Raw genomic sequence first — 18688 nt, forward strand, 5'->3', positions numbered from 1 at the left:
TGCGGCCGATTGGTTCCGACGACGAACCCCCGTGATGTACACGGGATCGAGACAGCGAGTTCCACGCGGAATCGAAGAGTTCGTCGCCCGACGCCCGGCCGAATCCCCGGTACCACCACGACATTTGCGCGCGCACTTTCGAGCTTTTTCCTCGTGCGCGCAGGAATCACACGCGCGCAAGAGAACTGGCCAGAAAGGCAACAACCGCACATGAGCGATTCGGCCGTGCAGACGACCATCGTCGACGAAACCCACACCGCCCCCACCTTCGCCGAACTCGGCGTGGACGAGCGTATCGTCTCGGCACTCACCGAGGACGGCAAGACCCAGACGTTCGCCATCCAGGAACTGACCCTCCCCCTCGCCATGGGCGGAGACGACCTCATCGGTCAGGCCCGTACCGGCATGGGCAAGACCTACGGCTTCGGCATCCCGCTGCTCCATCGCCTCGCCAACGCCGAGGCCTCGGGTGTCCGGCCCCTCGACAACACCCCCCGCGCCCTGATCATCGTGCCCACGCGCGAGCTCTGCGTGCAGGTGACCAGCGACCTCGAGATCGCCGCCAAGAACACCGACGTCACCCTCGCCGACGGCACCAACCGCATGCTGAAGATCACCTCGATCTACGGCGGCCGACCCTACGAGGCGCAGATCGCCGAGCTGCAGTCGGGCGTCGACGTCGTCGTCGGCACCCCGGGTCGCCTCCTCGATCTCGCCCAGCAGGGCCACCTCGTGCTCGGCAAGGTCTCGATCCTCGTCCTCGACGAGGCCGACGAGATGCTCGACCTCGGCTTCCTCCCGGACATCGAGCGCATCATGTCCGCGCTGCCGACCCCGCGCCAGACGATGCTGTTCTCGGCGACCATGCCGGGCCCGATCGTCACCCTGGCCCGCACCTTCCTGCACCGGCCCACTCACATCCGGGCCGAGAACGCCAACGACTCGGCGGTGCACGACCGCACCAAGCAGTACGCCTACCGTGCGCACGCTCTCGACAAGGCCGAGCTCGTGGCCCGCATCCTGCAGGCCGAGGGCCGCGGCGCGACGATGATCTTCACCCGCACCAAGCGCACCGCGCAGAAGGTCGCCGACGACCTCGCCGAGCGCGGGTTCAAGGTCGGCGCCGTGCACGGCGACCTCGGTCAGGTGGCTCGCGAGAAGGCCCTCGGCCGGTTCCGCGACGGCACCATCGACGTCCTCGTCGCCACCGACGTCGCCGCCCGCGGCATCGACATCGACGACGTCACCCACGTCATCAACTACCAGTGCCCCGAGGACGACAAGACCTACGTGCACCGCATCGGGCGCACCGGTCGTGCGGGCCGTACCGGCATCGCCGTGACCCTCATCGACTGGGACGAGCTGCACCGCTGGGAGCTCATCGACAAGGCCCTCGGGCTCGGCATCCCCGAGCCGGTCGAGACCTACTCGACGTCGGAGAACCTGCGCGAGGACCTGTCGATCCCCGAGTCGGCCACCGGCCGCATCGTGGCCGCCAAGCCCGCCCGCGACCCGAACGAGACCCGCGAGACACGTGAGGACCGGGAACCGCGCAAGCGGTCGACCCGCACCCGTCGTCGTACCCGCGGCGGCCAGGGTTCCGAGGCCGGCGACACCGCGAAGTCCGCAAACACCGCGGAGTCCACCGCCACCGCCGAGAGCGGCGAGTCGGCGAGCAACGACACCAAGGCTTCCGGTGAGGACAACGGCGACGGCACCTCGAAGCCGCGTCGTCGTCGCCGCCGTCGCGGTGGGGCCAACCGCAAGCCCGCGGGCGAGGGTTCGGGCGCCGGCGACGCGACCCCCGTCTCTGCTCAGTCCGCAGCCGAGTAACCCACCACGAGTCCACGCGTGGCACGCGTCAAACCGGAGCGGCGCCGGCCGATCGATCTCGCGGCCACCGCGACCATCATCGTGCTCGTCGCCGTCGCCGGGCTGATCGCCTGGCTGGTGAGCCCGGTACGTGGGACGACCAGCGTCCAGGCGCAGTCCGCCCCACCCCAGGTCGAACAGCCCGCGGCGGTCCCGGACGCCTTCACGCCGCGCTGGCAGGCCTCCTCCGGTGCCACTGTCGCCCCGGCGATCGCCGATTCGGTGGTCGTGACGGGCGACGGTGGCACCGTCGTCGGTCACGACCCGTCGTCCGGGGCCGAACTGTGGTCCTACCGCCGGGACCTCGACCTCTGCGTCGTCGACACCGCATGGACCGCCAGCAGCGATCTCGCGCTCGCGGTCTATCGCAATTCGCGGGGCTGTTCCGAGGTCACCGCGCTGGACGCGAAGACCGGTGCCCGCAAGGGCTCCCGGACCAGCGACGCCGACGACGAGCTACGACTCGTCAGCGATTACGGGTACGTGGTCGCCCAGGGCTCCGGGCGACTGGAGACGTGGGGTTCGAATCTGGTCCGCGGCGTCGAGTACGGCCGTGTGGAGGCGCCCGTGCGCCCGGAGGACGAGGCGAAGCGCAAGGACTGCGTCATCTACTCCTCGGCCATCACCGGCGATCGCATGTCCGTCGTCGAACGGTGTGCCGACGACCCGGGCTACCGGCTGACCGTGCTGGGCGCCCTCCTCGACGACGACGAACGGGTCGAGCAGTACGGTTCGACGCTGATCACCGGTGACGTCAGCGGACCTCCGCCGGTGGTGATCGCGATGTCGTCGACGGGTATCGCCGTCTACGACGGTGGGGCGAGTCCTGCCGAACCGCCGGCGCTCGGCGGCGACAGCGGACCGTCGATCCGCCGCTTCGATTCCGAGGGCGTGGCCACCGGTTCGAACACCGTCGCCGGGGATGCCGCGCCGCCGAAGGGCAGCGTCCCGCTCGAGGGCAACGGCATCGTCACGTACTGGACCGGAAAGGCCACCGTGGTGCTGGATGCGCAGAGCCTCAAGCCGATCTACCAGGTACCGGCGACGCTAGGTCCCGGTCAGGTGATGGCGGGGCAACTCCTGCTGCCTAGTGCGTCGGGGATCAGCGTACGCGACGTCGCGGGCGGTCGTGAGATCCGTTCGATCCCACTCGACCGCAGCAGCGCACCGGACGGCGTGGTGAGCCTGCGGGTCATCGGCGACACGGTCGTCGAACAGCGCGGTACGACGGTCGAGGCCTTCCGACCGGCCTGACCCCGTCGGTTCGACGCCTCAGAAGTCGACGGTCCGCACGTCCTCCCCCGCGTCCCAGTGCTTCCACAGGTTCTCCGCGAGTTCGCGATATGCGGTGGCGCCCTTGTTCTTTCGACCACGCATCACCGATGTTCCGGACGCGGAGGCCTCCGCGAACCGGACCGTGCGCGGGATCGGCGGGCTCAGCACCGGGAGGTCGTAGCGGTCGGCGACGTCGGAGAGCACGTCGCGGCTGTGCGTGGTCCGGGCGTCGAACAGCGTCGCCACCGCACCCAGCATCTTGAGGTTCGGGTTGGTGATCTGCTGGACCTCGCGGACCGTACGCAGCAGTTGCCCCACGCCGCGATGGGCGAGTGTCTCGCACTGCAGGGGAACGATCACCTCGTCGGCGGCGGTGAGCCCGTTCAGCGTGAGCACACCCAGCGACGGCGGGCAGTCGACGATGATGACGTCGAAGTCCTGCCCGATCTCGGCGAGTGCCCGCTTGAGGGCGTACTCGCGTCCCGGCCGCATCAGCAGCAGCGCCTCGGCGCCGGCCAGGTCGATGGTGGCGGGCAGCAGGGTCACCTTGTCCTCGGTGTCGAGGAGCACGTCGGCGATCTCCTCGTCGCCGAGGAGGACATCGTGTACCGACGACTGCAGCTGGTCGGGGTCGTGCCCCAGGGAGAACGTGAGACAGCCCTGCGGGTCGAGATCGACGACCAGCACCGACACGTCGAGGTCGGCGAGAGCGGCTCCGAGGGACTCGACCGTGGTGGTCTTGGCGACCCCACCCTTCTGATTGGCAATCGCGAGGATGCGCGTCATGCGCCCCACTGTACGGGCGACCGCCCCGACGTCGACGTATTGGAGTCAGGGTTGCGGTAACAACTGGATCAACTGATCGGAATGCCCGATTCCACGACCTGCGCCGGGGTTCAGTGGTCGGGTTCGAGGTCCCCGGCGAGCCACCGGACGGCGGCCGGGCTGAACAGCATGACCAGCACCACGAGCGCCGCCAGTGCGAGCGGCACGCTGAACACCGGCCAACCGCTCGTGTACAGGTAGTACGCGACCGGGAGCAGCAGGATCTGGGCGACCATCGCGATCGAGCGTCCCCAGCGCCGGCCCGTCAGGAGGGCGAGCCCGCCGACGAGAACACCGCCGCCGATGATGCCGAACCAACCCGCGGTGCCGTAACCGCTGATGGCCGTCTCCTCGTGTCCGGCGAGGCCGCGGATCACCAGGATCACCGCCACCGTGACGCCGATCAGGCCCTCCACGGTGGTCACCGCGCCGGCCACCTTGATCTGGGTGGGCGTCACCGACGGATCGACGTCGATCTCAAGCCGGTCCTGCTCCGGGCGGTCCTTCTCCGTGCTCACACGTCCAGGGTATTCGGCGCCGATCGGGAGGTGCCTGTGCACCCCACGGCGCCTGCCACGGCCTCGCCGATCCAGGGCGGATTGCGCGGTTGTGCCACCTACCCCATATCCTCGGGTGTCGTGCGCGTCATGCTCATCGTCAACCCCTTCGCCACCGCGACCAGTCCGGCCGGGCGCGATGCTCTCGTGCACACACTGAGCGCTCACTTCGACCTCGACGTCGAACTCACCACTCACCGCGGGCACGCTTTCGAACTCGCCGCCCGCGCGGCCGCCGAGGACTTCGACACGGTCGTCGTCCACGGTGGCGACGGCTCGGTGAACGAGGCCACCAACGGTCTTCTCGATCCTCCGGGGACGAGCGACCCCTCGCGGCGCCGGCCGAGCCTGGCCGTGATCCCGGGCGGCAGCGCGAACGTCTTCGCCCGGACCCTGGGCATCGACCCCGACCCGCTGCTCGCGACCCAGCAGATCATCTCGCTGCTCGACGCCGGGGAGAGCCGTCGAATCGGTCTCGGGCACACCGACGATCGCTGGTTCCTGTTCAACACCGGCATGGGCATGGACGCCGTCGTGGTGCACGCGATGGAGGACAAGCGTCATGCGGGCAAGGCCGCCACTCCCGCGCGGTACCTGTGGACCACCGTCAGCAGCTTCCTCAAGCAGGCCGGCAGCTCGGCGACGTTCGACGTCGAGATCCCCGGCCGCGACCGGATCGTCGGTGCCCGTTTCGGTTTCGTCTCCAACACCAGTCCGTGGACCTACCTCGGGCCACGCGAGATCCGCACCAATCCGACCACCGGCTTCGACACCGGACTCGGCGTGTTCGTGGCGACGTCGACCGGCGTACTGCGCAACCTTCCTCTCGCCACGCGACTGCTGGCCCAGGCAGATCCCAAGGCGCATCACCTTTTCCGCGACGACGACGTCGACGACATCCGGTTCATCGCGGAGGCCCCGATCGACGTGCAGATGGACGGTGACTACATCGGCGCGTTCCGCGACATACGTTTTCGCCATCGTCGCGACGCCCTGACCGTCATCGCACCCGCCCCGACCGCATAGGGCAGCGCGGCGATCGCGAACAACGCAGCCGGCCCCAGATGCACCGATCCCGCAGCCCATCCGGCGAAGGCGAGGATCGCGACCACCTCCTCCCCCACGCCCGCGATCGACGTGACCGTCGCCCGCGACGCGGAGTCCAGACGGTCCTGCAACGCGGCGTCGGCGACGACCAACGCCCACCCGAAGACCCCGAAGGCGATGGCCACGCCGATGACGCCCGCCGGGTGACCCCACAGGGCGGCCGCGATCAGCGCCGACGCCCCGAGGCCCACCGCGGGGCCGATCGCAGCGGGACTCCGGACGCGCCGGGCCGCAAGGGAACCGCAGATGTCGCCGGTGGCGACCACGATCATGAGCAGTGCGACGGCCTTCGGGGTCACGGCACCCGATGGACCGCCCAGGAACGACTCCATCAACAACGGCAGGTATTCGTCGAGCGCGGCCACCCAGGTCAGGGCGATGACCAGGATCAGCAGCCGGCGCGCGATCGGCTGGTCGCGCAGGTGGCGCAGCCCACCGCGGAGGATCGCGAGCCACCCGTCGGGTTCGTCGAGGTCAGTGGTGCCGGCGCCCGGGGCGGGATTCTGTTCGGAGGTCTCCACTCCAGCGCGGCCCGACTCCGGCAAACCGGCGGAGACCAGCGCACAGAGCACGCAGGCCGTGACGCTCGCGGCGCCCGCCACCGTGTACCCACCCCACGAGAGGAGCGGCACCGCCAGGGCCGTGCCGCCGATCACCCCGATCGCAGCCGCGGCCCGCATCGCACCCGAAAGCCTTGCGTACTCGTGTGAACGGCCGAGATTCGCCAGTTCGTCGTAGACGAGCGCCTGGCTCGTACCCGAACGCAGCGAACCGCCGATCGCCCACAGCACGAAGCCCGCGGCGAAAGACGGAAAGGAGGGAGCGAAGGTCCAGAGCGCGAAACCGGCGCCCGTGACCAGAGGCCCCGCCACCAGCATGCGGCGTCGCGAGAACCGGTCGGCGAGGACCCCGGTCGGCACTTCGACGATCACCGTCGACAGCGACCACAGGACGAACAACGCACTGATCTCGGCAGGCGACAAACCAGCCCCGGGGACCGTGGGGTCGGCGAAGAGAATCGCGTAAACCGGGTAGAGCGGGATCAGATCCTCGAGCAGGGCGGCACCTACGGCGCAGCCCGCCAGACGCCGCTCAGAACCCCGGCCGCGAGCGCCGGATCGGCGTGAGGTGGATCAACATCGTCGTCGCATGTGAGCAAGAATACGCGACACGTCTCTCCACGTCACGAGGGATTTTGTGGCAGCGTGAGGGTCGTCACCTGCGGAAACTCATCGACAGCCCCCAAGAGTGCGCGTAGGCTACTACACGGGTAGCGAACCTGCTGTCCGTACCCCCCATGGGGTCGGCTTTGGCTGAAGTGGTAGGCGCGGGACGTGATGTTGCCCACGTGTTAACCAAGAACCATTGACTTCGGCTGGATTCGTGAAAGTATTCACAAGCAACAACGCGGAAACATTTGGTGCGGCCGCGTGAACTGAGAGTTACCAGCCAAACAATCAGCAAGCAATCAACTAATCGAGTGGTGCGCGGATACGCGCCTGAAGGAGTAGTGGAATGGACTGGCGTCACAAGGCCATCTGTCGCGACGAGGATCCGGAGCTGTTCTTCCCCGTGGGAACCAGCGGTCCGGCCATCGCGCAGGTCGCCGACGCGAAGCTCGTCTGCGCACGGTGCCCTGTCACCGCCGACTGCCTCTCGTGGGCCCTCGAGTCGGGCCAGGATGCAGGCGTCTGGGGCGGCATGAGCGAGGACGAGCGTCGCGCGCTGAAGCGTCGTACCGCGCGTACCCGCACCCGTAGCAGCGTCTAGGCTCCTCCGAGCCGGCGCTCGCCCGGATTCGAAAATACCCGGCCACGGCCGGGTTTTTTCGTGTCCGGCAACGGTTTCGGCACGCGGATGTCCGCGCCACGTCAGGGACGCCGCGTCAGGAACGCAGCGGAATGTGCACTCCGACTTCGGTTCCCACACCTTCCGGGTTCGGCCGGACGTCGAGTTCGCCGCCGAGTTCGATCGACACCAGTGTCTTCACGATCTGCAGTCCGAGGTGATCGGAGGTCGCCAGGTCGAAGTTCTCGGGGAGTCCGGAGCCGTTGTCGCGCACCGCGATACGGAGGTTGCGCACGTCACGTTCGGCAATCACGGCTATCTCTGCGTCGGATCGGGGCGAACCGTCGAAGCCGTGCTCGATCGCATTCTGGATCAGTTCGGTGAGCACCATCACCAAGGGCATCGCCAGCTCTGCGGTGAGAACGCCGAGCCGGTCGCGGTGACGCACCGTCACCCGTGACTCGTTGGACGCCACATCGACCAGGATCGGGACGAGACGGTCGACGACCTCGTCGAGATCGACCTCCTCGTCGACGCTGCCGGACAGCAGCTCGTGGACGAGTGCGATCGACGCCACGCGGCGGACGGCCTCGTTCAACGCCTCCCGCGCGTCTGTGTTCGAGGTTCGCCGGGCCTGCAGCCGCAGCAGCGCCGAGACCGACTGCAGATTGTTCTTCACCCGGTGGTGGATCTCCCGGATGGTCGCATCCTTGCTGATCAGCGCGCGGTCGCGCCGTTTGACCTCGGTGACGTCGCGGATGAGCACCACGCTCCCCGACTCCTCCCCCTTCGGGCGGAGCGGAACCGCCCGGATGAGGACCGTCGCGCGCCGGGCGTCGGCCTCCACCCGCATGCCGATGTCGCGGTACGGGCCGGTCGGCACCTCGGCCACCCCGGCCGCGATGTCGAGCATCATCGCGACGTCGTCGGCCTCGAACGGCTCGGTGACGAGTTGTTTCACCACATCGGAGAGCCGCGTGTGGTTGAGCTCCGCCGTCCAGCCCATGCGGTGGAACGCCGAGAGCGCGTTGGGGCTCGTGTAGGTGACCGTGCCGGTCCGGTCGAGCCGGATGAAACCGTCGCCGGCGCGAGGCGTCGACAATCCCCGCGGATTGCCCTCCTCGTGCGGGAACGTGCCGTCGGCGACCATCTGGCACAGATCGTCGGCCGAGTCCTGGTATGCGAGCTCCAGGGGCGACGGCAGTCGCGGATGGGTGAGGTCGACAGCGCGTGTCAGCACGCCGATCACCTCCCCCTCGAAGCCGACCGGGACCGCCTCCTGCCGCATCGCGGTGGCCCCGAACCATGTCGGGTCCTCGTCGCGGAGGACCTTGTCGGAATCGAACGCGCGCAGCACCTGCGGATGGACGGAGGTGTCGATGACCCGGCCCACCTCGTCGGTGGGGAAGACGGTCGACGCGGTGTTGGGGCGGCACTGCGCGACGGTGACCACGTCCCCCTCGTCGGTGCGCACCGACAGGAGGAAATCGGCGAAGGAGAGGTCTGCGAGCAGCTGCCACTCGGCGACGAGGCGCTGCAGGTGTGCGGCGGCTGCGTCGGACAGCGTGGTGTGCTCGGCGAGCAGGTCGGCAAGGGTCGACATGGGGCAGGCTCCGGGGTCGCGGACCGACGGTTGGGCGTTGTCGGGCTACCGGTAGGTGGCGATGACGTCGCCGGCCTGGATGACGTCGCCCACCTTCACCTTCAGGTCGGCGATGGTGCCCGGTTCCTCGGCGAGAACGGGGATCTCCATCTTCATCGACTCCAGCAGCACGAGTGTGTCGCCGACCTCGATCTGCTGTCCGGGTGTGACCAGGACCTCGAGGACACTCGCGACGATCTCTGCCACCACGTCTTCAGCCATGCACATAAGTTAGCCCACGAGGTGACCGGCGACGACGGGTCGGGGCCGGGTCGGGACCGATCGCGACCGGTCGGTGGCCGACCGGGTTTTGGCACGTGGGAGAATGCCTGAGACACTGTGATGTCCCCATCCGCCGGCAAAAGGAGATGCGTCATGGGAAAGCGCGGACGCAAGAAGCGCGCTCGTAAGAAGAACGCTGCCAACCACGGCAAGCGTCCGAACGCCTGATCTTCGCCTCACGGCGGGGTTCGGCGAACGAGCACCAAGAGAAACGCCCGGGCACGGCCATCATGGCCACCCGGGCTTTTTCATGTCGTCACCCCCGGATCAGCCGGGGGTGACGAGGGTTTCAGCGGTCGGTCTCGGCGACCTCTTGAATGATGACCGTCTTGCGGATCTCCACCCGCAGACGATCACGCAGGCCCTGGGGTGCCTGGTCGCCGCCGCACTTACGGTTGACCAGCGTCTTCAGCTGCCGCTCGATGCCGTAGTGGGCAAGGCACGACGGGCAGGTGTCGAGGTGACCTTGGAGCCGCTTGCGGGCGTTCTCGTCGCACTCGTTGTCCAGCAGCAGCCAGACGTCGGCGATGACCGCCGAGCAGTCGAGCTGGGTGAGTTCCGGATCGATGTCGCTCATCGCGCCACCTCCGCACCCTTTGCCGTGGCGGACCGGTGGAAACCACGCTCCCGGGCGACGTCGGCCAGCAGCTCACGCAGCTGACGGCGTCCTCGGTGCAGTCGGGACATGACGGTGCCGATGGGGGTGTCCATGATCTCGGCGATCTCCTTGTACGGCAGGCCTTCCACGTCGGCGTAGTACACGGCCATCCGGAAATCCTCCGGAAGCTCCTGCAGCGCGGCCTTGATCTCGTCGTCCGGAAGGGCGTCGAGGGCCTCGATCTCCGCCGAGCGCAGCCCCTGGGAGGTGTGCTCGGCTGTCGACGCGAGCTGCCAGTCGGTGATCTCGTCGGTCGGGTACTGCGCCGGCTGGCGCTGTTTCTTGCGGTAGCCGTTGATGTAGGTGTTGGTCAGGATCCGGTAGAGCCACGCCTTGAGGTTGGTGCCCTCCCGGAACGACGCGAAAGCCGTGAACGCCTTGATGTAGGTCTCCTGGACCAGGTCCTCGGCATCGGCGGGATTGCGGGTCATCCGCAGCGCAGCACCGTACATCTGGTCGAGCAACGGCAGGGCGTCGCGTTCGAACCGTTCGGTGAGCTCTTCGGGGGACTCGCTCGGATCGGCGCGCCTCGGCGCACCCTTCTCGGCGGACACGCCCGCAGCGGAACCGGTCGCGGTGGACCCGGTACCGGCTGCTTCGGTGTCGGCTGACTCGGCTTCGGCCACTACGATCCCTTCGATGAGAGGCGTCACTGGGACGTTGCCGGTCAAGCTTACCGACCCCGGCCCGGACAGGAGGTGCGTCGCCTCCACGAGTACCGGTGGCTCGAGTACCGCCGCTGTGCTCATCTCGGTTCTACCTCCTCGCATGCGCTCCCGATCTTTCTGTCGCAACCAGTCACAACAGGGTGGGACGGGCAGTTTGTTCCCGCGGCGTCGCATACGCTCACCACGTCACATCCGGCCCCAGTCCCACCGGGAGGCACCCGACCATGGCGGCAACACCCGCGATCGCTGCCCTCGAACGCGCGAAGATCGCCCACACCGTGCACCGCTACGACCACGACCCGCGATCGGAGGCCTACGGGGCCGAGGCGGTCGAGGCCCTCGCCGACGCGCTCGGGGTGGTCGGCGAGCAGGTCTTCAAGACGCTGGTCGTCGAGCTGTCCGGTGGCAGCCGCCCGGGTCTGGCCGTCGCCGTGGTCCCGGTCCCCCGCAAGCTGTCGGTGAAGGCGGCCGCCGCCGCACTCGGCGCGTCGAAGGCACAGATGGCCGAGGCCAAGGCCGTCACCCGCAGCACCGGTTACGTCCTCGGCGGCGTCTCCCCCGTCGGCCAGCGGACCGCCCTGCCGACGGTGGTCGACTCCTCGGCACTCGAGTTCGACCTGATCCTCTGCAGTGCGGGCAAGCGCGGTCTCGAGATCGCCCTGGCACCGGCCGATCTCGTCGCCGTGACGAAGGCCGTGGTCGCCGACATCGCCGTGTGAGGCCCCTCTGTCGCAGGCGAATGGCAGCATGGTGACCATGTGCGGACGCTATGCGGTGACCACCGATCCGGCGAAGCTGGCGGCGGAGATCGACGCGGTCAACGAGGTACCCGAGCCGACGAAGGAACCTGCCGATCCCGATGCCCTCGACCTCGACACCCCTGCACCTCGCGCCCTCGGCCCGAACTACAACGTCGCGCCGACGACCACGGTGATGACCGTGGTCAAGCGGCACTCCCCGGAGGATCCCGAGGACGATCCGCTGCTGCGCATCCGCGCCATGCGCTGGGGGCTCGTACCGCCGTGGACCAAGGAGATCGGCAAGGGTCCGCTGCTGTTCAACGCCCGAGCCGAGAGCGCCGCGGAGAAGAGTTCGTTCCGTGCGTCGGTGAAGTCCAAGCGCTGCCTGGTGCCGATGGACGGCTGGTACGAGTGGAAGAAAGGTCCGCTCGACAGCAAGGGCAAGCCCACCAAGATCCCGTTCTACATGTCCCCGCAGGACGGCACCCGGTTGTTCATGGCCGGGCTGTGGTCGGTGTGGCACGACAAGAACTCCGACGACGCCCCACCGCTGCTGAGCTGTTCGATCCTCACCACCGATGCGGTCGGCAAACTGCGCGACATCCACGACCGGATGCCGCTGATCATGCCGTACGACAACTGGGAGGCCTGGCTCGATCCGGACCACCGCGCGCCGGACCACCTGTTCGCGCCGCCCGCCGAACCCCTCGCCGAGGCGATCGACATCCGCGAGATCGCCCCACTGGTCAACCGCGTCGCCAACAACGGGCCGGAGCTGCTCAACCCTCTCTGAGTCAGAGGTCGGCGACCAGGACCGCCGCCCCGTCGAAGCGTCCCGCAGCCAGGTCGGCGAGGGCACGGTCGGCCTGCGACATCGGGTACTCGTGGGTGGTCGCCCGGACCCCGTGCTGGGCGGCCAGCGTCAGGAACTCCGCACCGTCGGCGCGGGTGTTGGCGGTGACCGAGCGGATCTCCTTCTCGTAGAACAGTTCCCGCTCGTAGTTGAGCGGCGGTACGTCGGTGAGGTGGATGCCGGCGATCGACAAGACGCCGCCGCGGTCGAGTGCGCGCATCGCCACCGGGACCAGTTCGCCGACCGGGGCGAAGGTGATCGCGGCGTCGAGCAGCACCGGCGGCACGTCGGTGGCATCGCCGACCGACGCCGCACCGAGATCACCGGCCAGGCGCCGGGACTGTTCTCCGCGGGTGAGGACGTGTACCTCGATCCCGAGGGCGATCGCCAGCTGCGCACACAGGTGAGCACTACCGCCGAAACCGTAGAGTCCCAGCCTCTTCGGACGGCCGGGCTCTGCCCCGAGGTCGTCGAGGAGGCCGGTCCGCCGGAGCGCGCGATAGCCGATGATGCCGGCGCACAACAGCGGCGCGATCGAGACGTCGTCGATCCCGGCCGGCAGCGGATAGGCGAAGGCCGCGGGCACGGTCACCAGCTCGGCATAACCGCCGTCGACGTCCCATCCGGTGTACACCGATGCCGCACAGAGGTTCTCGGAACCGCGGAGACAGCGATCGCAGGTCCCGTCGGTGCGGTGCAGCCAGGCGACGCCGACGCGGTCTCCGAGGGAGAAGCCGTCGGCGTCCGGACCGAGTTCGACGACCTCCCCGACGACCTCGTGTCCGGGCGTCACATCGGCACGGCGCACCGGTAGATCACCCTCGGCGACGTGGAGATCGGTCCGGCACACACCGCAGGCACGGACCCGGACCAGCAACTCGCCGGCCCCTGGCCGCGGTTCCGGTTTGTCGACGAGCCGCAGTGGTCGGGTGTCGATCGGCCCCGGCTCGCTCACCGCCCAAGCGCGCATGTACCTCAGGCTAAACCCGCTCGCGCAGTGCGGCGTGGTGTTGCACATGACCGGTCTCACACCGATCGGACTACACCTTCCCGACACAGTGTCGGTATCGTTGCCGACATGGTGTCGGTAAACATGCGAGGGCAGTGACATGTTCCTTGCCCTTCGAGAACTCTCTTTCGCACGCGGTCGATTCGCCCTGATGGGGTCGGTGGTCGCACTCATCGCCATCCTGATGGTGCTGCTGAGCGGCCTGTCGGTCGGTCTGGTCAACGACGGTGTCTCCGGTTTGAAGAAACTGCCGGTGACCTCCTTCTCCTTCCAGAAGGACATCGCGACCGACTCCGCCTTCTCCCGCTCCCTGGTGCCGACGTCGGCGGTCGGGAAATGGGCCGAGCAGCCCGGCGTCGAGGACGCCGCGCCCTTCGGCAACACCCTGATCAACGGCCGGACCAACACCGGCGTGGACATCGACCTCGCCCTCTTCGGCGTGGAACCGGGCAGCTTCGTCAGCCCCACCGCCTCCGAGGGCAAGTCGCTGTCGAACACCCCCGGTGAACTCGTCATCAGCCAGACCGCCGCCGACGACGGACTGTCGATCGGTGACACGGTCACCGTCGAGCCGCTCGGCACGGAGCTGCGCGTCGTCGGGATCCTCGACGGCCAGAGCACCTTCGGTCACGTCGACGTGGCGTTCGTGCCGCTGAAGACGTGGCAGGAGATCCGCGCCGGAGCCCGTCCCGGCGAGCCGGTGCCGCCGCGCGTCTACGACGACATCACCGCCGTCGCAGTCAAGGCCGACAAGTCCGTGGACCTCGCCGCCGGCGACGCCGCCGCGGACACCACCTCGCTGACTCTCGACGAATCCTTCGGCGCCTCACCGGGTTACACCGCCGAGACCTCGACCCTCTCGTTGATCCAGGCCTTCCTGTACGCGATCTCGGCCCTCGTCGTCGGCGCGTTCTTCACCGTCTGGACCATCCAGCGCAGGCAGGAGATCGCCGTGATGCGCGCCATGGGCGCCTCGACCGGCTACCTCTTGCGTGACTCGCTGATGCAGTCGTTCATCCTGCTGCTCGTCTCTGCCGGCATCGGTATCGGGATCGGCGTCGGCCTCGGTGCCGCCATCGGTTCCACCCCGATGCCCTTCGCCCTGGAGACCGGTTCGGTCGCCGCAGCCGGCGGGCTGCTGATCCTGTTCGGCATGATCGGCGCCGCCGTCGCGGTGCTCCGCATCACCCGGGTCGACCCCCTGACCGCCTTGGGAGGCAACCGATGACCGCGCTCGCACTCAACGACGTCACTCTCGTCCACGGCGACGGGGAAGACGTGGTCACCGCCCTCGACGCGGTGAACCTCGAGGTCGCCCCCGGCGAATTCGTCGCCGTCGTCGGCCCGTCCGGATCGGGCAAGTCCAGCCTGCTCGCGGTTGCGGGCGGCCTCATCACCCCGACGTCGGGGAAGGTCACCGTCGGCGACGCCGACCTGGGAACCGCGTCGAAGCGCGATCTGACCCGGATCCGTCGCGAACACATCGGGTTCGTGTTCCAGAGCGGCAACCTGCTCGACGCGCTGACCGTCGAGGACCAACTGCGTCTGCCACTGACCTTCGGTCGCGTCGCCGAATCCCGTTCACCGGCCGAACTGCTCGCCGGAGTCGGGATGTCGCACAAGGCGAAGCGTCGTCCCCATCAGCTGTCCGGCGGTGAACGGCAGCGCGTCGGTATCGCGCGGGCGTTGATGACGCGACCGGATGTCCTCCTGATCGACGAACCCACCGCGGCCCTCGACCGCCGGCGCAGTCACGAGATCGTCGAACTGCTCGCGCGCGAGACGCACGAGCACGGCGTCGCGACCGTGATGGTGACCCATGACCAGGACGTTCTCATACACTGTGACAAGGTGTACGAGATGATCGACGGACAACTGAACCCGGGCTCCCCGGCGTCCAGCTGAGCTGAGGAGGTGGGCGTTTGCCACGCATCCAAGCGCCCACCGTCGCCGAACACCGGCGACAGCAGGAGCAGGCGATCCTGGCCGGCGCGAAGGCGATTCTCGCCGAGACCGGCCAGGTGCCGACCCTCGCCGCAGTCGGCAAGCGCGTCGGGCTGGCCCGCTCCAGCGTCTACCAGTACTACTCGTCGAGCGAAGAGCTCCTGGCCGCGGTGGTGGCCGACCTCTTCCCCAGTTGGGTCCGGTTCGTCCGGGATCGGGTCACGACACAAAGCGAACCCGGACAACAGATCTGGGGTTACATCGGCGCGAATGTCGAACTGTTCGTCGGTTCCGAGCAGGACGTGGCGAATGCGCTGACCCGCGTGGTCGACCCGAGCGTGTTGCAGGAGCCGATGCAGCGGTTCCATCGCGAACTCCAGGAACCGCTCGTCGAAGCCCTCGTCGCGCACGGCGAACCGCGGCCACTCGAGGTCGCCCAGCTCATCGACTCGATGATCGTCCAGGCGTGTCGATCCCTCGGGGGCGAGCACTCCGAGACCTCGGCACAGCCGCCCCCCGAGGGGAGTGCTCAGGAGATCACCGCGATGATCCGCCGCCTGATCGGCAGCTACCTCGGGCTCGCCGACGCCTGACGCCGGCGACCACGCCCCCTCTCAGTGAAAGGCGTAGTCGCCCAGCGGGAACGAGTCCATCTCCCGCAGGGTCCGCAACGTGGAGGCCGGCCGCAGGAGCGTGGCCTCCCCGTGCTGGTTGAAGTAGTAACTCCGCGAGCTCACACAGTTGCCGTTGTAGAAGACCGACGACTGCAGACGATCGGTCACCTCGTCGAGGAAGGCGTCGTTGGCGGTCTCGGTGACCTCGAAGGTGTCCCGCCCGCGGCGTCGGAGTTCACCGAAGAGCCGGCTGATGTGCTTCATCTGCCCCTCGATCGTGGTGAAGTACGACAGCCCGCTGTAGGAGTACGGACTGTTGAGTGAGATGAAGTTGGGGAACTTCGGCACGGTGACGCCCTCGTAGGCCTGGAACCTGCCCTCGCGCCAGAACTTACCGAGGTTGCGGCCATCCCGCCCGACGATGTCGAAGGCCGGGAAGTTGACGTCCCACAGGTTGAATCCGGTTGCCAGCACGAGGGTGTCGATCTCGGTCTTCGTGCCGTCGCCGGCCAGGATCCCATCGGCCTCGAGGCGGGCGATGCCGCTGGTCTGCAAGGTCACGTTCGGCTTGGTGAAGCTGGCGAAGTACGTGTTGGAGAAGGTCGGCCGCTTACAGCCGAAGTCGTAGTCCGGCGTCAGCTTCCGACGCAGTTCCGGGTCGGGGACCTGGGACCGCAGGTGGGCCTTGGCCAATCGGGCCGCCAGTTTGTTGCCGGGTTTGAGCTGCTTGTAATGCAGGACGCCGGAGACCATCAGCAGCTCCAGCAGCGAGGTGTTGACCAGGCGGGCTGCCCGCTGCGTCAACGGGACCCGCCGGAACAGCTGCTGCACCGCCGACGGGATCGCGAAGTCGACCTTGGGGACGACCCAGATCGGGGTCCGCTGGAAGACGGTGAGCGCATCGGCACGCTCGGCCGCCTCCGGGATCAGCTGGACCGCCGTCGCCCCGGTGCCGATGACCGCGACCTTCTTACCGGTGAAATCGAAGCCGTCCTCCCACGCCGCGGTGTGCAGGATCTTCCCCTGGAAGTTCTTGATCCCCGGGAAGTCCGGGACATGGGGCTGGGAGAGGAAGCCGGTCGCGGTGACGAGGTAGCGGGCGGTGCGCGGCGTTCCGTCACCGGTCCGTACGCGCCACAGCCGCGCGGCGTCGTCCCATTCGGCGGAGTCGACGGTGGTCCCGAACTCCATGTGCCGCTTGAGGTCGTATTTGTCCGCGACGTGGTGGGCGTAGCGTTTGAGCTCGGGGCCGGGGGCGAACAGTCGCGACCAGTTCGGGTTGGGCTCGAAGGAGTACGAGTACGTGACCGAGGCGATGTCGACCGCGAGACCGGGATAGTGGTTGACATGCCAGGTCCCGCCGAGATCGTCCTCTCGCTCAAGGATCGCGATGTCGTCGATGCCCAGGCGTTTGAAGGCGATGGCGGCACCCATTCCGCCGAATCCGGCGCCGACGATCAGCACCTCGTGCGCAGGCGCGTCATGTGCAGGTTGCATGAGAGACCCCAATAACTGTAACCGACAGTTACTGTAACCTAGCACACACCTCGGGCGTGCGTAATGCCCTGGTCAGGCGATCGCGGTGCCGTCCCAGAGCACGTCGAAGAACTGTGTGGCCATCAGCTCCTCGCTCTTGTTGCGATCCAACCCGAGTTCCTTGCGGTAGGCCAGGATGTGCTGCAACGACAACGCCGAGTACACCAGCGGCAGGTGGTCGTGCGGCTGGTCGTAGACACCGCTCGCACCCTTGGCCGCGGCGAGGTTCCGGCGGAGATGAGACGGGTGCTTGAGTGCGTCGCGCAGCACCGCCGCCTTGATCATCTTCTTGCGGCCCGCCGGGACGACGACGAGTTCGCCCGGGTCGAACAGGGCGGTGTCGAACTCCTCGGACGTCGCCACGGTGCAACCGGCGGTCGGTCGCGGATTGCACTCGACCATGTGGTGGACCCCGTCATCGGTGACGAGGTAGTCGAAGCTGATCTGCCCGTGCCAGTTGAGTTCTCGCGCGATGGTCTGGGCTGCCGCGAGGGATTCCGGCGAGTCGACGGACTGGAAGACGATGCCGCCGCGGTCGTCGATCGCGAGGGGGTGCTCGTAGCAGGAGTGCAGGACGATCTCGCCGTGATGGGCGACGCTCCAGCTGCATCGGTCGACACCGGCGAGGTACTCCTGGACGAGCCACGGGTCGTCGGGCGTCGGGGTGATGTCCTCGACGGAGGACTCCCCGGCCAGCGGCCCGGTGTTGGTGAGGATGTCGAGTCCGCCGCGACCGAAGGCGGCCCGGGCGAACCAGTGCGGCCACCGCCCGGTGGCCTCGCGCAGCTCCTCACGGCTCGTGGTCGTCACCGACTCCGCGGTCGGGAGCCCGAGTTCGCGGCAGAGGGCGGTGAACCCGACCTTGTCATGAACGCGGGCGAGGGTCTCGAAATCGGGGAAGAACAACTCGACGTCGGGATGTGCCGCGGAGATGCGGTCGCGGTGCTTGGCGAGGTAGAAGACCTCCTCGAACATCGGGAGCAGCCAGGTGATGTCGTGCTCGCCGATCGCGTCGATCACCGCGTCGACGAAGGCGGTGGTCTGCTGGGTGGGTGCGGGGAGCACGAGATGCCGCCGCGCGCCGCGCGAGTGACTCCCCGGCGCCGAGGCGAAGGTGTCCGCGGCGGTGACGTCCCGCCCGGTCTCCCCCAGTTTGTGGATCTCGTCGACGGCGAACGGCATCCGGGATGTGGTCACGAGGATGTGCGGTTCAGAGGCCTGCATGGCTGCAGACGATAAGCGACGAGAAGGCTTCCGGCCCGGTGATGACGGACAGATGGCGAGGATTTGTTCCCGATGGGCACTCCCGACCGGTCCG

The 18688-nt window shown here is 68.1% G+C and carries 20 protein-coding genes; 10 read left to right on the forward strand and 10 right to left on the reverse strand.

Going from position 1 to position 18688, the window contains the following annotated elements:
- Nucleotides 1-210 precede the first annotated feature (210 nt).
- Nucleotides 211-1833, forward strand: coding sequence for a DEAD/DEAH box helicase (locus LQD00_RS06740; RefSeq protein ID WP_232716272.1), 1623 nt, complete (start codon nucleotides 211-213; stop codon nucleotides 1831-1833).
- Nucleotides 1834-1851: 18 nt separating this feature from the next.
- Nucleotides 1852-3126 carry an Rv3212 family protein gene (locus tag LQD00_RS06745; protein WP_232716274.1) on the forward strand — a complete coding sequence of 425 codons (1275 nt, stop codon included), beginning with the start codon at nucleotides 1852-1854 and terminating at the stop codon, nucleotides 3124-3126.
- Nucleotides 3127-3144: 18 nt separating this feature from the next.
- Here LQD00_RS06745 and LQD00_RS06750 read toward each other — a convergent pair whose 3' ends face one another.
- Nucleotides 3145-3933 carry a ParA family protein gene (locus LQD00_RS06750; protein WP_232716276.1) on the reverse strand — a complete coding sequence of 263 codons (789 nt, stop codon included), beginning with the start codon at nucleotides 3931-3933 and terminating at the stop codon, nucleotides 3145-3147.
- 110 nt (nucleotides 3934-4043) lie between these two features.
- Nucleotides 4044-4490: a hypothetical protein gene (locus LQD00_RS06755; RefSeq protein ID WP_232716278.1), complete on the reverse strand. Its 447-nt coding sequence runs from the start codon at nucleotides 4488-4490 to the stop codon at nucleotides 4044-4046.
- Between the two features lie 129 nt (nucleotides 4491-4619).
- On the opposite strand from LQD00_RS06755, the gene LQD00_RS06760 reads away from it, so the two are divergent.
- A complete protein-coding gene (locus LQD00_RS06760) occupies nucleotides 4620-5555 on the forward strand; it encodes a diacylglycerol/lipid kinase family protein (RefSeq protein ID WP_232716319.1) in 936 nt (311 codons plus the stop codon).
- Here the strand turns inward: LQD00_RS06760 and LQD00_RS06765 are convergent.
- Entirely contained in the window at nucleotides 5474-6655 is a 1182-nt protein-coding gene (locus tag LQD00_RS06765) for an MFS transporter (protein ID WP_232716320.1), read from the reverse strand. The genes LQD00_RS06760 and LQD00_RS06765 overlap by 82 nt on opposite strands.
- A gap of 496 nt (nucleotides 6656-7151) precedes the next feature.
- Here LQD00_RS06765 and LQD00_RS06770 point away from each other — a divergent pair, with 496 nt between their 5' ends.
- Entirely contained in the window at nucleotides 7152-7406 is a 255-nt protein-coding gene (locus LQD00_RS06770) for a WhiB family transcriptional regulator (RefSeq protein WP_004023450.1), read from the forward strand.
- Nucleotides 7407-7521: 115 nt separating this feature from the next.
- Here the strand turns inward: LQD00_RS06770 and LQD00_RS06775 are convergent, their stop codons facing one another.
- Both LQD00_RS06775 and LQD00_RS06780 read right to left on the reverse strand, forming a co-directional pair.
- Complete coding sequence (locus tag LQD00_RS06775; protein WP_232716280.1) at nucleotides 7522-9027, reverse strand: sensor histidine kinase; 1506 nt, start codon at nucleotides 9025-9027, stop codon at nucleotides 7522-7524.
- A 45-nt stretch (nucleotides 9028-9072) separates the two neighbouring features.
- Complete coding sequence (locus LQD00_RS06780; RefSeq protein ID WP_232716281.1) at nucleotides 9073-9288, reverse strand: biotin/lipoyl-binding carrier protein; 216 nt, start codon at nucleotides 9286-9288, stop codon at nucleotides 9073-9075.
- A 153-nt stretch (nucleotides 9289-9441) separates the two neighbouring features.
- Between LQD00_RS06780 and LQD00_RS22880 the strand changes: the two genes are divergently transcribed.
- A complete protein-coding gene (locus tag LQD00_RS22880; protein WP_369758845.1) occupies nucleotides 9442-9516 on the forward strand; it encodes a 50S ribosomal protein bL37 in 75 nt (24 codons plus the stop codon).
- Between the two features lie 121 nt (nucleotides 9517-9637).
- On the opposite strand, the gene rsrA is transcribed toward LQD00_RS22880, so the two are convergent.
- On the reverse strand, nucleotides 9638-9925 hold the full coding sequence (gene rsrA / locus LQD00_RS06785) for a mycothiol system anti-sigma-R factor (protein ID WP_232716283.1): 288 nt from the start codon (nucleotides 9923-9925) through the stop codon (nucleotides 9638-9640).
- A complete protein-coding gene (locus tag LQD00_RS06790) occupies nucleotides 9922-10632 on the reverse strand; it encodes a sigma-70 family RNA polymerase sigma factor (RefSeq protein WP_406566971.1) in 711 nt (236 codons plus the stop codon). Before LQD00_RS06790 ends, rsrA begins: the two co-directional genes overlap by 4 nt.
- A 266-nt stretch (nucleotides 10633-10898) precedes the next feature.
- Between LQD00_RS06790 and ybaK the strand changes: the two genes are divergently transcribed.
- Together ybaK and LQD00_RS06800 are read left to right on the forward strand one after the other, a co-directional pair.
- Nucleotides 10899-11393 (forward strand): Cys-tRNA(Pro) deacylase, encoded by a 495-nt coding sequence (gene ybaK, locus LQD00_RS06795; RefSeq protein ID WP_232716284.1) that lies wholly within the window; start codon nucleotides 10899-10901, stop codon nucleotides 11391-11393.
- A 37-nt stretch (nucleotides 11394-11430) separates the two neighbouring features.
- Complete coding sequence (locus LQD00_RS06800) at nucleotides 11431-12207, forward strand: SOS response-associated peptidase (protein ID WP_232716286.1); 777 nt, start codon at nucleotides 11431-11433, stop codon at nucleotides 12205-12207.
- Nucleotide 12208: 1 nt separating this feature from the next.
- Here the strand turns inward: LQD00_RS06800 and LQD00_RS06805 are convergent, their stop codons facing one another.
- The gene (locus LQD00_RS06805; RefSeq protein ID WP_232716287.1) at nucleotides 12209-13237 is read right to left on the reverse strand and encodes a zinc-binding alcohol dehydrogenase family protein; all 1029 of its coding nucleotides are present in this window, start codon (nucleotides 13235-13237) and stop codon (nucleotides 12209-12211) included.
- Nucleotides 13238-13376: 139 nt separating this feature from the next.
- Between LQD00_RS06805 and LQD00_RS06810 the strand changes: the two genes are divergently transcribed.
- Genes LQD00_RS06810 through LQD00_RS06820 form a run of 3 tightly spaced genes read left to right on the forward strand, consistent with a single transcriptional unit; the run spans nucleotide 13377 to nucleotide 15813 of the window.
- Nucleotides 13377-14504 carry an ABC transporter permease gene (locus LQD00_RS06810; protein ID WP_232716289.1) on the forward strand — a complete coding sequence of 376 codons (1128 nt, stop codon included), beginning with the start codon at nucleotides 13377-13379 and terminating at the stop codon, nucleotides 14502-14504.
- The gene (locus tag LQD00_RS06815) at nucleotides 14501-15181 is read left to right on the forward strand and encodes an ABC transporter ATP-binding protein (RefSeq protein WP_232716291.1); all 681 of its coding nucleotides are present in this window, start codon (nucleotides 14501-14503) and stop codon (nucleotides 15179-15181) included. The genes LQD00_RS06810 and LQD00_RS06815 overlap by 4 nt, the downstream gene beginning before the upstream one ends.
- Before the next feature lie 17 nt (nucleotides 15182-15198).
- Complete coding sequence (locus LQD00_RS06820; RefSeq protein WP_232716293.1) at nucleotides 15199-15813, forward strand: TetR/AcrR family transcriptional regulator; 615 nt, start codon at nucleotides 15199-15201, stop codon at nucleotides 15811-15813.
- Nucleotides 15814-15834: 21 nt separating this feature from the next.
- Here LQD00_RS06820 and LQD00_RS06825 read toward each other — a convergent pair whose 3' ends face one another.
- A complete protein-coding gene (locus tag LQD00_RS06825; protein ID WP_232716294.1) occupies nucleotides 15835-17331 on the reverse strand; it encodes a flavin-containing monooxygenase in 1497 nt (498 codons plus the stop codon).
- Between the two features lie 72 nt (nucleotides 17332-17403).
- On the reverse strand, nucleotides 17404-18594 hold the full coding sequence (locus LQD00_RS06830; protein WP_232716296.1) for an ATP-grasp domain-containing protein: 1191 nt from the start codon (nucleotides 18592-18594) through the stop codon (nucleotides 17404-17406).
- Nucleotides 18595-18688 lie beyond the last annotated feature (94 nt).

Source organism: Gordonia metallireducens, from assembly GCF_021245825.1.
Taxonomy (GTDB): domain Bacteria; phylum Actinomycetota; class Actinomycetes; order Mycobacteriales; family Mycobacteriaceae; genus Gordonia; species Gordonia namibiensis.